The 13,719-nt window shown below is 70.6% G+C and carries 12 protein-coding genes; 10 read left to right on the forward strand and 2 right to left on the reverse strand.

Features of this window, described 5'->3' with window-relative positions; all coding sequences use genetic code 11:
• Positions 1-9: 9 nt before the first annotated feature.
• A complete protein-coding gene (locus WA670_RS24550; RefSeq protein WP_235146774.1) occupies positions 10-993 on the reverse strand; it encodes a DMT family transporter in 984 nt (327 codons plus the stop codon).
• Between the two features lie 98 nt (positions 994-1,091).
• On the opposite strand from WA670_RS24550, the gene WA670_RS24555 reads away from it, so the two are divergent.
• Both WA670_RS24555 and WA670_RS24560 read left to right on the forward strand, forming a co-directional pair.
• Positions 1,092-1,757, forward strand: a complete 666-nt coding sequence (locus WA670_RS24555) for a VC0807 family protein (protein ID WP_037819429.1) — start codon at positions 1,092-1,094, stop codon at positions 1,755-1,757.
• Complete coding sequence (locus tag WA670_RS24560; protein ID WP_336158985.1) at positions 1,757-2,506, forward strand: SDR family NAD(P)-dependent oxidoreductase; 750 nt, start codon at positions 1,757-1,759, stop codon at positions 2,504-2,506. The genes WA670_RS24555 and WA670_RS24560 overlap by 1 nt, the downstream gene beginning before the upstream one ends.
• Positions 2,507-2,629: 123 nt before the next feature.
• Here the strand turns inward: WA670_RS24560 and WA670_RS24565 are convergent, their stop codons facing one another.
• A complete protein-coding gene (locus WA670_RS24565) occupies positions 2,630-3,826 on the reverse strand; it encodes a PucR family transcriptional regulator (protein ID WP_051729736.1) in 1,197 nt (398 codons plus the stop codon).
• A gap of 150 nt (positions 3,827-3,976) precedes the next feature.
• Here WA670_RS24565 and hpnC point away from each other — a divergent pair, with 150 nt between their 5' ends.
• The 8 genes from hpnC to WA670_RS24605 all read left to right on the forward strand — a co-directional run bounded on the left by hpnC (position 3,977) and on the right by WA670_RS24605 (position 13,706).
• Positions 3,977-4,843: a squalene synthase HpnC gene (gene hpnC, locus WA670_RS24570; RefSeq protein ID WP_442893124.1), complete on the forward strand. Its 867-nt coding sequence runs from the start codon at positions 3,977-3,979 to the stop codon at positions 4,841-4,843.
• Positions 4,844-4,848: 5 nt separating this feature from the next.
• Positions 4,849-5,709: a presqualene diphosphate synthase HpnD gene (gene hpnD, locus WA670_RS24575; protein ID WP_107051225.1), complete on the forward strand. Its 861-nt coding sequence runs from the start codon at positions 4,849-4,851 to the stop codon at positions 5,707-5,709.
• Entirely contained in the window at positions 5,706-7,043 is a 1,338-nt protein-coding gene (gene hpnE / locus WA670_RS24580) for a hydroxysqualene dehydroxylase HpnE (RefSeq protein ID WP_336158987.1), read from the forward strand. The genes hpnD and hpnE overlap by 4 nt, the downstream gene beginning before the upstream one ends.
• Positions 7,040-8,071, forward strand: a complete 1,032-nt coding sequence (locus tag WA670_RS24585; protein ID WP_336158988.1) for a polyprenyl synthetase family protein — start codon at positions 7,040-7,042, stop codon at positions 8,069-8,071. The genes hpnE and WA670_RS24585 overlap by 4 nt, the downstream gene beginning before the upstream one ends.
• On the forward strand, positions 8,071-9,975 hold the full coding sequence (gene shc, locus WA670_RS24590; RefSeq protein ID WP_336158989.1) for a squalene--hopene cyclase: 1,905 nt from the start codon (positions 8,071-8,073) through the stop codon (positions 9,973-9,975). Before WA670_RS24585 ends, shc begins: the two co-directional genes overlap by 1 nt.
• On the forward strand, positions 9,972-11,441 hold the full coding sequence (gene ispH / locus WA670_RS24595; protein WP_336158990.1) for a 4-hydroxy-3-methylbut-2-enyl diphosphate reductase: 1,470 nt from the start codon (positions 9,972-9,974) through the stop codon (positions 11,439-11,441). The genes shc and ispH overlap by 4 nt, the downstream gene beginning before the upstream one ends.
• 3 nt (positions 11,442-11,444) lie before the next feature.
• The gene (gene hpnH, locus WA670_RS24600) at positions 11,445-12,446 is read left to right on the forward strand and encodes an adenosyl-hopene transferase HpnH (protein WP_037819406.1); all 1,002 of its coding nucleotides are present in this window, start codon (positions 11,445-11,447) and stop codon (positions 12,444-12,446) included.
• A gap of 234 nt (positions 12,447-12,680) precedes the next feature.
• Complete coding sequence (locus WA670_RS24605) at positions 12,681-13,706, forward strand: phenylalanine--tRNA ligase subunit alpha (RefSeq protein WP_336158992.1); 1,026 nt, start codon at positions 12,681-12,683, stop codon at positions 13,704-13,706.
• The last annotated feature ends 13 nt before the right edge of the window (positions 13,707-13,719 follow it).

Below are 13,719 nucleotides of genomic sequence, written 5' to 3' on the forward strand. Positions count from 1 at the left end.
CCCTTCTCGCTAACAGGCGGTCCCGGCGAGGCCGTACCCGTCGTCCGGGTCCGAATCAGGCCGTTCGCCGGGTTCTTCCGATGCGGTTTCCTCTTCGCCGGACGGCATATCCGATTCCGCCGACAAATGCGACGCCCTGGTCGACAGCAGGGCGATCCCGACCACGATCACCAGCCCGGCGAGCGCCTCGCCGAACAGCGCGAGCGGCCTCCCGTCGGCCGATTCGCCCATCCACGACAATCCGATCGCGACGCCGACCAGCGGATCCAGCGCAGTAATGACAGCGAGCGCGGGCGTCAGGTACCGGCCCTGCTGAAACGTGTTCTGGCTCAACAGGAATCCCAATGGCCCCACCACGCACACCAGATACAGCGTCCAGTGCCGGAACGGTTCGTCGATCCCCGCCCGGAACTGGCCCGCGACCACCTTCATCAGCCCGGCGGTGAGGCCGTACAGCACGCCGGTCGCGACAGCCAGCCCGAGCACCCGCCAAGATCCGGAATTCGTTGACGCAGCAACAACAAGGGACGCCAGCGTGACCACCGCGAGCGCGATGCCGAGCGGCAGCAGGTCGCCGCCGCTGACGAGCGTCTCGCTGTTGCCGCTCGGCCGGGCGATGACGAGGAACGCGGCGAGCCCGGCCACGCACAGCAAGCCGCCGGCACTCATCGTGCGGTCCGGGCGGCGGCGCTCCAGCCGCGCGGACGCCAGGCCGGCGAACATGAGCGACGTCACGAGCAGCGGCTGGACCAGCAGCAACGGCCCGAACGCGAGCGCCACGAGCTGCAGGACGAGCCCCAGGATGGTCGCGGCGATCCCGATGAGCCACAATGGTCGTCCGACGAGCCGCTTGAAGAGCGTCAGGTCGAGCGGTTTGCCGGTTTCCACCTCTTTGGTCGCCCTGGCCTGCGCTGCGCTCGCGAGTCCCATGCACGCCGCGCCGGCGACGGCGGCGGGGACAGCCACGACCAGCGACATCCCCGTAACTGTCACGGACTCTTCACCTCACACCGTCCCCATCCGCCGTGCTTATGCTCAAGCCTTGTCCGAGGCCGAGTCGCCCGGTTGGCACCGGAGGCAGCAGAACCCGCATGCGACACCCCCATACGATCGACCTCCCCTCGTTCCGCAATCTCGTCGTGGACGGGGGCCGGCACCTGCTCGAGTCGACGCTGGTCCCGGCCGGCCTGTTCTATCTCCTGCTGACCCTGGTGAGCTTCGACAGCGGGGTCATCGCCGCGCTGTGCTGGTCGGTCGCCGTGGTCGGCACCCGGCTCGCGCTGCGCAAGAAGATCCCCGCCGTGCTGCTGCTGACCACGGCTCTGCTGGTCGCGCGCACTGTGCTGGGCCTGGCCACCGGCAGCGCATTCCTGTACTTCCTGCAGCCGACTCTACAGAATTTCCTCGTCGCCAGCCTGTTCCTGATCTCCGCGCCGTTCAACAAACCGCTGCTCGCGCGGCTGGCGGGCGATTTCTGCGCATTCCCCGATTCGCTCTCCGGACACCCCGGAATGCGCCGGTTCTTCCAGCGCGTTTCGGTGCTGTGGGGACTCGTCTTCGCGGTGAACGGCGGCGTGACGCTGCTGATGCTCGCGCGGGAAACGGTCGGCAGCTTCCTCATGGTCAGCACCGCGGGCTCGTACTCGGTCATCGGGCTGGCCATCGCCGGTTCGCTGTGGTGGTTCCGGCGTTCGCTGCGCTCGGCGGGCATCACGCTGCGCATGGGCCACCGCCCGGCCGCGCTGCCCGCCGCCTGATGGCCCGCACCGCGCTGGTCACCGGCGCGTCGTCGGGCATCGGCGCCGCCACCGCGCGGCTGCTCGCCCGCTCCGGCGTCCACGTGCTGCTGCACGGCCGGAACGAGGACCGGCTGGCCGCCCTCGCGAAGGAAACCGGCGGCACCGCGCTCGCCGCCGACCTCGCGGAGCCCGGCGCCGCGGCGGAGCTCGCCGAACGCGCGCTGGCGGTCACCGGATCGGTGGATCTGCTCGTCAACAACGCCGGTCTCGGCTGGGCCGGTCCCCTGCCTGAACTGTCCGAGGAACGGCTGCGACACCTCGTCACCGTGAACCTGACCGCGCCGCTCGACCTGACGCGCGCACTGCTCCCCGCGATGCTGGAACGCGACCGCGGGCAGATCGTTTTCGTGTCCTCGATCGCCGGACGCACCGGCGTCGCCGGGGAAGCCGTGTACGCCGCGGCGAAGTCCGGTGTGGACGCTTTCGCCGACAGCCTCCGATTCGAGTTGCACGGCACCGAAGTAACCGTCGGAATCGTAGTTCCCGGCGTGGTGCGCACGGAATTCTTCGAACGTCGCGGCCGTCCTTACACCCGCAGCACGCCCCGTCCGGTGAGTGCCGAACGCGTGGCCGCCGCCGTGGTGCGCGCCGCCGCGCATCCGGGCGATTACTACGTGCCGCGCTGGCTGCGGATCCCCGTCGCGCTGCGCGGCACGGCACCCGGCCTGTACCGCGCGCTCGCGGCGCGATTCGGCACCGAAAGCTGACGGCTCCACGCACACCTCCTCCCCGGGCGCCTCGCGAGCGGCTCTCCCGGTTCCCGCCGGGGTACCCCCGCTTACGCGACCCAAGCATGTCCTCCGCACTGCCGCATCAGGGAAATTCCCCGATCAGGCGGTTTCGTCCGCTTCGCCGGGCGGTCCCCAGGCCAGCGCCAGCACGAGCGTCGCGCGCACGGCCGGGTCGTCCAGCGACGGCCCGAACAGGTCGTGCAGCCGGCCGAGCCGGTACGACACCGTCTGCGGATGGATGTGCAGGTCCTCCGCGACCGCCTTGCGGTCCCCCAGATGCAGCAGCCACGACGTGAGCGTGGTGGACAGCCGTTCCCGCGCGGATTCGTTCAGCTCGTCAAGCGGGGCAAGGGCTTGTCTTCGCAGCACGTCGAGCAGCCGGTCGTCGCGGTGCACGATGATCGCGTCGAGGTGTTCGTCGGCGAACACCGGATCGTCGCTGAGCAGGTGGTCCCGGCGCAGCCGCGCGGTCACCTCGGCGATGCGCAGGCTGGCCGGGAGCCGGTCGAGCGGCACCGTCGCGCCGACCACCGCGCCGCCGCCGCGCAGCGCGCGAGCCAGCCACGCGCGCCTGCCGGGACCGCCCGGGTCCGGCACGATCGCCACGACCACACCCGGCCTGCGCAGCCGCAGGCAGCTGTCTTCGAGGCGGAACACCAATTCCCGGCCCAGCTCGTTGTCGTCCTCCACCAGCACGACCGCGGCGTGCTTCGGCAACCGCCAGTCCGCACGCGCCGCCGCCGCGCGCACCGCGGCCTTGTCCGCCCGGTCGGACAGCAGCAGCGCGGTCAATTCGTCGCGCAGCCGTTCCCGAGCGCGCACCGCGTCCGACTGTTCCTGCAAGTAACCGCGCAGCGACGATTCCGAAAGCTGGTCCACGAGAGCGAACACAGTGGTGGCGAGCGAGGCGAACAGTTCTGCGGGCACCTCGAGATCGAGCGCGGCTTCCGAAACGTGCCGCCACGCCACGCGCGCGCCGACCCGGTAAGCCGACAGCAGGCTCGTGACGCGCCTGCCCTGCTGGTATTGCGCGCGCCCGATTTCCTCGAACACCGTCTGCTCGACGCCGGACCCCAGCCCCGGCAGCCGCTCATCGGGGTCGGCCGCCATGTCGATCAGCCGCCGGACGAATCCCGCGCTGGCGGCGACGAGGTCGGCGAGTTCTTCGGTCAGGAATTCCGCGTAGTCGGGGTGCTCGTCCGCGAGCTGGTCGCGGACCTCGTTGAGCATGGCGGGCAGCCGGCGGGTCACCACCGTCTCCAGTTCGTCAAGCCGGGTCACCTGATCTGGTCCCATGTGTCCGGGAGTCCTTCCGTCGCAGGCCGCGGTCTCGGGTCGCCTCGGGACATCCTGGCCCCACTTTGGCCTCTCGTGCCAAGTCGAAGCCACCGAAATTCGCTTTCCGGCGGCAGAAGCCGCCCGTCCGGGGGCGCGACACTGGCGAGGATGAGATCCACAGCGGGTGTCCGTCACGCTCCGGATACGTCAGGACTGCGAGAGAAACGGCGCGCGGAAAACTTTCCGGTGGCCCTGCGGGTGCTGCCGGAACGGCTGCGCGCCGACCTTGTCGCGGTCTATTCCGTCGCGCGCACTGTGGACGATCTGGGCGACGAGGCCGAGGGCGACCGGGTCGCGCAGCTCGAGGCGTTCTCGGCGGACCTGTCCGCCGCGTTCGGCAACGGGGAACCGGAAGATCCCGCTGTCCGTGGACTTCTCCCCGCGATCCGCGCCGGACGGCTGACCGAGGAACCGTTCCAGCGGCTCGTCCAGGCGAACATCCAAGACCAGCGCGTGCACCGTTACCCGGTCTTCGCGGACTTGCTGGCGTACTGCCAGCTTTCCGCCGACCCCGTGGGGCGGATCGTGCTCGACCTGCTCGGGGTGGCCGACCCGGCCGCCGCGGTGCTGTCCGACCGGATCTGCACGGGGCTCCAGCTCGTGGAGCACTGGCAGGACGTCGGCGAGGACTACCGCAACGGGCGGGTGTACCTGCCGCAGGAGGATCTCGCCGAGTTCGGCGTCGCCGAGGAGGAATTGGGCGCCGCGCACGCGTCGCCCCGGATGAAAGCGCTGATGCGGTGGGAAACCGGCCGCGCCGCCGCCCTGCTGGGCGGCGGCGCGGATCTGCTGGGGCACCTGTCCGGCTGGGGGCGGTTCGCGGTGAGCGGCTTCCTCGCCGGCGGGCTCGCCGCGGTCGACGCGCTGCGCGCGACCGGCGGCGACGTGCTGTCCGCACCGGTCCGGCCGAGCCGGGCCGGGCTGCTGAGTTGGCTGGGGTGGCTGCAAGTCGGCACGAGGAGGCGGTCCGGATGACGGCAATGGGCACTGTGGACGAGGCCTACGCGCATTGCGCGGCGGTCACCAAGGAACAGGCGCGCAATTTCTATTACGGAATCCGGTTGCTGCCGCCGGACAAACGCGCGGCACTGTGCGCGGTGTACGCGCTGGCCCGGATCATCGACGACATCGGCGACGACACCGAAGCGTCCGCCGAGACCAAGCTGCAGGGGCTCGCCGGGGTCCGGAAATCGCTCGGCGACCTTTCCGCGACCGCGGATCCGGTGTACGTCGCGGTCGCCGACGCGGCGCGCCGGTACCCGATTCCGCTCGGCGCGTTCGAGGAACTGCTCGACGGCGTCGAGATGGACGTGACCGGGCGCGAGTACGTGCGGTTCGAGGAACTGGTGGAGTACTGCCGGTGCGTGGCGGGTTCGGTCGGCCGGCTGTGCCTCGGGGTGTTCGGCAGCCGTCCGGAGCCGAACGCGCCGGTGTACGCCGACGAGCTCGGGATTGCCTTGCAGCAGACCAACATCCTCCGCGACATCCGCGAGGACCTGCTCAACGGCCGGGTGTATCTGCCCAAAGAGGACCTCGACCGGTTCGGCGTCGAACTGTCCGTCGGACCGGACGGGAAGCTGGCCGACCCGGAAGGCGGGCTCACTGCGCTGATCCACGACAGCGCCGCGCGGGCCCGCGACTGGTACTCCCGCGGTCTCCGCCTGGTGCCCTCTTTGGACGGTCGCAGCGCCGCGTGCTGCACCGCGATGTCGGGCATCTACCGCACCCTGCTGGACCGGATCGACGAACAGCCCGCGCGCGTGTTCGACCGCAGGCTTTCGTTGTCCGGCCGGGAAAAGGCGGTGGTGGCGTTCCGGGCGCTGACCGGGATCGGCCGATGACCGCCCCGGTCGCGGTGGTCGGCGGCGGGCTCGCGGGCATCGCCGCCGCACTCGCCTGCGCCGACGCCGGCCGGCCGGTGACACTGTTCGAGGCGCGGCCGCACCTGGGCGGGCTCACGCATTCCTTCGCTCGCGGCGAGCTGCGGGTCGACAATGGACAGCACGTGTTCCTTCGCTGCTGCACCGCTTATCGCGCGCTGCTGGACCGGCTCGGCGTCGCGGACCGGGTGACGCTGCAGCCCCGGCTGGAAATCCCGATCCGCCTGCCGGGCGCGGCCGCGCCGACCTGGCTGCGCCGCGACGACCTGCCCGCGCCGCTGCACCTGGCCACGTCGCTGCTGCGCTACGACCCGCTGCGTCCACTCGACCGGGCCCGGTTCGCGCTCGCCGCGCTCGCGTTGCGCCGGGTGGACCCGAAGGCGGACCGCACAGACCGGCAGTCCTTCGGGGAATGGCTGCGGCGGCACGGACAGAGCGCGGCGGCGATCGAAGCGTTGTGGGATCTGGTCGGCGTGGCAACGCTGAACGCGACGGCCGACGACGCGTCGCTCAGTCTCGCCGCGACAGTGTTCCAGGAGGGCCTGCTCACCGACCCGGCCGCCGCCGACATCGGCTGGTCGCTCGTGCCGTTGCGGGAACTGCACGGCGATCCGGCGCGCCAACGGCTGACCGAGGCGGGGGCGGACGTCCGGCTCGGCACGAAGGTGCGCGCGATCAGCGAAGGCTGGCGGGTCGTCACCGATCGCGGCGAGGAGGAGTTCAGCCAGGTCGTGCTCGCCACTCCCCCGCCGGTCACCGAACAGCTCGCGCCCGCCGGGGCGATCGGGCTGCCGCCGGGCTGGTCCGGCGGGCTCGGCAGCTCGCCGATCGTGAACGTGCACGTGGTGCTCGACCGGAAAGTGCTCGACGAACCGTTTGTCGCGGGCGTGCGCACGCCGGTGCAGTGGGTGTTCGACCGAACGCGGCAGTCCGGTTTGGACTCCGGGCAGTACCTCGCGATGTCGCTGTCCGCCGCGGACGCGCAGATCGACCTGCCCACCGCGAAACTCCGCGAACAGTTGCTGCCCGAGCTGCTGGCGCTGCTGCCCGAAGCACGCGGCGCGCAAGTGCTCGACTTTTTCGTCACCCGCGAGCGGCACGCGACGTTCCGGCCCGGTCCCGGCACCGCCTCGCTGCGTCCGCCCGCGCGCACCGCGCTGCCCGGGCTGTACCTGGCGGGTGCGTGGACCGCGACCGGATGGCCCGCCACGATGGAGGGCGCCGCGCGCAGTGGCGCAGCCGCGGCCGCCGCCCTTCTTCAGCACAACGGTAAGAGGGAGGGAGTCGGAGCATGACCGCCAATCTGTTTTCTGCCGAGAAAACGCGTTCAGCGGCGCCGCCGGTGCTCGGCAGCGCGCGGGACGTCGTGCAGCCAGCGTTGCGCGCCGCCGTCGACCGGCTGGACGACACCAGCCGCGCGATCAGCGCCTACCACCTCGGCTGGACCGACCCGAACGGCGTGCCGGTCCAGGGCAACGGCGGCAAGGCCGTGCGTTCGGCGCTCGCCTTGGTGTCCGCGCGGGCCGCGAGCGCCCCGGTGGAAGTGGGCGTGCCCGGCGCGGTCGCGGTGGAACTGGTGCACAACTTCTCGCTCGTCCACGACGATCTGATGGACGGCGACACCGAGCGCAGGCACCGGCCGACGGTGTGGGCGCTGTGGGGGTCCGCGAGCGCGATCCTGACCGGGGACGCGATGCTCGCCCTCGCGCAGGAAGTGGTGCTGGACAGCGGTTCCCCGCACGCGGTCGCGGCCGGGCGGCTGCTCACCGAGACCACGCGACGGCTCATCCACGGCCAGTTCCTGGACGTCGCGTTCGAGCAGCGCGACGACGTCGTGCTCGCCGAATGCGTGACGATGGCGGCCGGGAAAACCGGTGCGCTGCTGTCCGCCAGCGCCGCGATCGGGGCGGTGCTCGCCGGTGCACCCGCCGAGGTGGTCGACGCGCTGGCGGTGTTCGGCGAGGAGATCGGCCTCGCGTTCCAGCTCGTCGACGACGTGCTCGGCATCTGGGGCGATCCGGCGGTCACCGGGAAATCGGTGTACTCCGACCTGCGGGCGCGCAAGAAGTCGCTGCCGATCACCTACGCGACCACGCACGGCGGCGCGGCGGGCCGCCGGCTGGCGGAGTGGCTCGCCGGAGACGACGACACCGACCTCGCGCGGATCGCCGCGCTGGTGGACGACGCGGGCGGCCGCGAGTGGGCCGCCGCGGAAGCGGCGCGGCACGTCGCCGCCGCGGAGCAAGCGCTGGCCGCCGTCCCGCCGGGCCCGCGCGACGACCTCGTCTCGATCGCCCGTTTCATCGCCGGAAGGGAAGCGTGATGACCCAGACCGTCCCCCGCACGTCCGCGCCCGCCGCCCGCACCGCCTCGGACACTGTCGCGGCGGCCGTCGAGTTCCTGCGCCGCGAGCAGGACCGCGCCGGATGGTGGAAGGGCGAACTCGCCACCAACGTCACGATGGACGCCGAGGACCTGCTGCTGCGGCACTTCCTCGGCATCCTCACCCCGCAGATCGCCGAGGAGTCCGCGCGCTGGATCCGCTCGCAGCAGCGCGCCGACGGCACCTGGGCGAACTTCCCGGACGGCCCGGCCGACCTGTCCACCACGGTCGAGGCGTGGGTCGCGCTCCGGCTGGCCGGCGATCCGGCGGACGCCCCGTGGCTGGCCACGGCAGCGGAGTGGATCCGCGAGCAGGGCGGGATCGAGGCGACGCGGGTGTTCACCCGGATCTGGCTCGCGATGGTCGGCCAGTGGTCGTGGGACGACCTGCCGAGCCTGCCGCCCGAGCTGATCTTCCTGCCGTCGTGGTTCCCGCTCAACGTCTACGACTTCGCCTGCTGGGCCCGGCAGACCATCGTGCCGCTCACCATCGTCGGCACCCTGCGCCCGGTGCGGAAGCTGCCGTTCGATGTCACCGAATTGCGCACCGGCAAGCGTCCGCCGAAGATGCGCGCGCCGTGGACGTGGGACGGCGTGTTCCAGAACCTCGACACCGCACTCCACGCCTACGCGAAGCTGCCGCTCAACCCGGTGCGGAAGCTCGCGATCAAACAGGCCGCGGAGTGGATCCTCGCGCGGCAGGAAGCGGACGGTTCGTGGGGCGGGATCCAGCCGCCGTGGGTGTACTCGATCCTCGCGCTGCACCTGCTCGGCTACTCGCTCGACCATCCCGCGCTCAAGGCCGGGATCGCCGGGCTCGACGGGTTCACCATCCGCGAGAAGACCGAACAGGGCTGGGTGCGCCGCCTCGAAGCGTGCCAATCTCCGGTGTGGGACACCGCGTTGGCGATGACCGCGCTGCTCGACGCGGGCGTCTCCCCCGGCGACCAAACCCTGGTTCGCGCGGCGGATTGGATGCTGGGCGAGGAAATCCGGGTGCCGGGCGACTGGGCAGTGCGGCGGCCCTCGCTGAAGCCGGGCGGGTTCGCGTTCGAGTTCGCGAACGACGGCTATCCGGACACCGACGACACCGCCGAGGTGGTGCTCGCGCTGCGGCGGATGGGCAAACCGGACCACCTGCGGATCCGCGAGGCGGTCGACCGGAGCGTCGCGTGGCTGGAGGGGATGCAGTCCAGCGACGGCGGATGGGGCGCGTTCGACGCGGACAACACGCAGGTGCTCACCACCCGACTGCCGTTCTGCGATTTCGGCGCGGTGATCGATCCACCCTCGGCGGACGTGACCGCGCACGTGGTCGAAATGCTGGCCGCGGAAGGGAAATCCGGCAGCCGCGAATGCCGTCGCGGGATCCGGTGGCTGTGGGACAACCAGGAAGAGGACGGCTCGTGGTTCGGCCGGTGGGGCGCGAACTACGTGTACGGCACGGGCGCGGTGGTGCCCGCGCTGGTCGCCGCCGGGGTCCCTGGTGCTGACCCGCGGATCCGGCGTGCGGTGAAGTGGCTGGCCGAGCACCAGAACGACGACGGCGGGTGGGGCGAGGATCTGCGGTCCTACGACGACCGGGCGTGGGCCGGGCGTGGTGACTCGACGCCGTCGCAGACCGCGTGGGCGTTGCTGGCGCTGCTGGCTGCCGGGGAGCGGGAGTCCACTGTGGCCACGAGGGGCGTCCAGTGGCTGGTCGAACGGCAGCGGCCGGACGGCGGCTGGGACGAGGACAAGCACACCGGAACCGGATTCCCCGGCGACTTCTACCTGTCGTATCACCTGTACCGCGTGGTGTTCCCGCTGTCCGCGCTCGGCCGGTACGTACGGGGCGGATCATGACCCCGATCGTCTGCACCCCGTTGCGGATCGAGCAGGCCGCCTTGCGCGGTCCCGGTCCGCGAACGGTCCACACCGGACTCGGGCCTCGCCGGGCCGCCGCCGCTGCGGCCCGGCTCCCGTCCGGACCGCGGATCGTCGCGGGGATCGGCGGCGGGCTCACCCCGTCGGTACGGCCGGGGGACGTGGTGGTCGCCACCGAGGTGCGCGGTCCGTCCGGAGTGGTGCCGGTGCCGTCCGCGCCGTTGCTGGCGGGCGCGTTGCGCCGTCTCGGGCTCACTGTCCATCTCGGACCCGTGATCGGCAGTTCGCACGTGGTGCGGGAGCGGGAACGCGCTTCGCTGGCTTCCAGTGGTGCGCTGGCGGTCGACATGGAATCCGCGTGGCTTGCGGCGGACGGTGAACCGTTCGCTGTGGTACGCGCCATTGTGGACACTGTCGGTGCGCCGCTGCTGCGTCCCTCGACGGTCTCGAATGGACTCGCCGGGCTGCGGAGTCTGCGCCGGGCCGCTCCCGCGATCACTGCGTGGGCTGAAGCCGTGGGGCCGCGATCGGTGTTGCTGGCTAGTCCGCGATCGTTCTGTGCCGGGGTGGAGCGGGCGATCGAGATTGTCGAGCGTGCGCTGGAGAAGCACGGCGCGCCGGTGTACGTGCGTCGGCAGATCGTGCACAACACCCACGTCGTGCACCAACTGCAAGGGCGCGGCGCGGTGTTCGTGGACGAGGTGGAGGAAGTTCCGGAAGGCGCGACGCTGGTGTTCGCCGCCCACGGAGTCTCCCCGGCGGTCCGGCGTGCCGCAGCGGATCGCGGGCTGTCCGTAGTGGACGCGACGTGTCCGTTGGTTACCAAGGTGCACAACGAGGTCCGCCGTTACACCGGTCGCGGCGAGACTGTGTTCCTCATTGGACATGCCGAGCACGAGGAGGTCGAAGGAACCGTCGGGGAAGCGCCCGACAATGTGGTGGTCGTCGGCGATGTCGCAGCCGCCCGGACGGTCACCGTGCGCGACCCGTCGCGAACCGCCTACACCATGCAGACCACGCTGGCGCTCGACGAGGCCGAAGAGATCGCGTCCGTGCTGCGCGAACGATTCCCCGGCCTTTCCTCGCCGCGCAAGGACGACATCTGTTACGCCACCACCAACCGGCAGCAGGCCTTGCGCGCGATCGCCCGCGACGTCGATCTGGTGCTGGTGGTGGGTTCCGGGAACTCGTCCAACTCGCGGCGGCTCGTGGAGGTCTCCGAACGGCAGGGCACCCCGGCGGTGCTCGTGGACGGCTGCGGCGACGTCGACCTGCGCCGGCTCGCCGGTGCCGGGCGGATCGGGCTCACCGCGGGAGCGTCCGCGCCGCCGCGTCTGGTGTCCGAAACAGTCGAGGCCCTTCGCGGATTGGGTCCGGTCAGTGTCGCGGAAAACGCGCTGACAGAAGAAGAAATGACGTTCACCCTACCTCGGGAGGTGCTCTGAGCGATGGCCATGCCGTTGCGCCAGTCTCTTCGGCTGGGCGGTTACCTGATGAAGCAGAAGCTGATGCGCAAGGAGAAGTTCCCGCTCCTGGTCGAGCTGGAACCGCTCTTCGCGTGCAATCTCAAATGCGGCGGCTGCGGCAAGATCGCGCAGCCGCACACCCTGCTGAAACAGCGGATGCCGGTGGAGCAGGCGGTCGGGGCGATCGAGGAGAGCGGCGCGCCGATGGTGTCGATCGCGGGCGGCGAACCGCTGATGCACCCGCAGATCGACGAGATCACCCGGCAGCTGCTGGCCCGCAACAAGATCATTTTCCTGTGCACCAACGCGCTGCTGCTGCCCAAGCACATCCACAAATTCAAGCCGCACCGCAATTTCGCGTGGATGGTGCACATCGACGGCCTCGAAGACCGGCACGACGCGTCGGTGCGCAAGGAGGGCGGTTTCCAGGCGGCGGTCGACGCGATCAAGCTCGCCAAGGAAAAGGGCTTCCGCGTGATGACGAACACGACGTTCTTCACCGGGGACACCCCGCAGGACGTCATCGACGTGCTCGACTACCTGAACGACCTCGGCGTGGACAACATGCAGATCTCGCCGGGGTACGCGTACGAGAAGGCCCCGGACCAGGACCACTGGCTCGGCGTGCAGCAGACCCGCGAACTGTTCGCGAAGGCTTTCGGCGGCGGCAACCGGAAACGCTGGCGGCTCAACCATTCGCCGGTGTTCCTCGATTTCCTCGAGGGCAAACGCGACCTGGAATGCACGCCGTGGGGCATCCCGTCGTATTCGCTGCTCGGCTGGCAGCGTCCGTGCTACCTGCTGGACGACGGCTACGCGGAGACCTACCGGGAACTCATCGAAACCACCGAATGGGAGAACTTCGGCCGCGGCAAGGACCCGCGCTGCTCGAACTGCATGGCGCACTGCGGCTACGAACCCACCGCGGTCATCGCCACCCTCGGCTCGCTGAAGGAGTCCGTCCGGGCCGCCGTCGGCCACTGACCCGCTGTCTGTGAAGGGCTCCTTGAGGGAAGCTGATTCCCTCGAGGGGCTTTTCATTTGCCGGACGGACAGCCGGCGTGCCATGATGAGCGCATGCGTGCACAGCGATTTCTTCGCCCCCGGGGAGTGCCCGGGGGCTGCGCGTGCGCGCCGGGTTCCGCCCACTAACGTTCACGTCTCCCCACACTGCCCGGGGGTGAAGTCCAGCACTTCACGACCCGAAGGCAGGAACCCGTGGACCCCCTTGACCCCGTCTCGATGCTGCGCCGGATCACCGCGCTGACCGAGGCCGCGCTCGCCGATCTCGCCCAGGCCAGCACGCCGACCGCCGTCGCTGACGTGCGCCGTTCCGTGCTCAGCAAGTCCAGCCCGCTCGCCGCCGTCCGTCGCGAGCTCGGCCGCTGCGACCCAGCCGCCCGAAAGCAGCTCGGCCTCGCGCTTTCCGAAGCGCACCAGCGCATTACCGCCGCGCTGGAGGAAAAGCACGCCGCGGAAAGCGCGCTGGACCGCCCGTTCGACCCCACCATTCCCGGCCTCCCGCCGCCGACCGCCGGGCTGCACCCGGTCACCCAGCTGAGATACGACCTCGACGACGCCTTCCGCGCGCTCAACTTCGCGATCGTCGAAGGCCCGGAAATCAGCTCGGCGGAAATGGAATTCGACCGGCTGAACTTCCCCGCCGACCATCCGGCGCGCGAAAGCATGGACACCTACTGGTTGGCCGACGGCCGCTGCCTGCGACCGCACCTGACCGGCATGAGCGTCCGATACCTGAGCACGCACGAACCGCCGATCCGGATCGCCTATCCAGGCCGGGTTTACCGCAACGAAAGCACCGACGCCCGGCACGAACGCGCGTTCTTCCAGTACGAGGTGCTGGTGGTGGACGAAACCGTCCCGCTCGCCACCGCCCGGTTCCTCGTCGACACCATTCTCGGCACGGTGTTCGGCGAACCGGTGCGGACCCGGATGCGTGCCGGGTACTTCCCGTTCGTAGAACCAGGTTTCGAGATCGACATGCTCTGCCGGGTGTGCGCCGGACGCGGCTGCCGGACCTGCGGGCGGACCGGCTGGCTCGAGGTGATGCCCGGCGGCAGCCCGCATCCGAACGTGTTGCGCGCCGCCGGACTCGACCCCGCGCGGTGGTCCGGCTGCTATCTGAACGTCGGCCTGGACCGGCTGGCGATGATGCGCTACGGCATCGACGACGTCCGGCTGATGCACAGCGCCGACCTGCGCTTCCTCTCCCAATTCGCTTGAAAGGCCCGCTGTC

Source organism: Amycolatopsis sp. VC5-11, from assembly GCF_037034185.1.
Classification (GTDB): Bacteria; Actinomycetota; Actinomycetes; order Mycobacteriales; family Pseudonocardiaceae; genus Amycolatopsis; species Amycolatopsis nivea.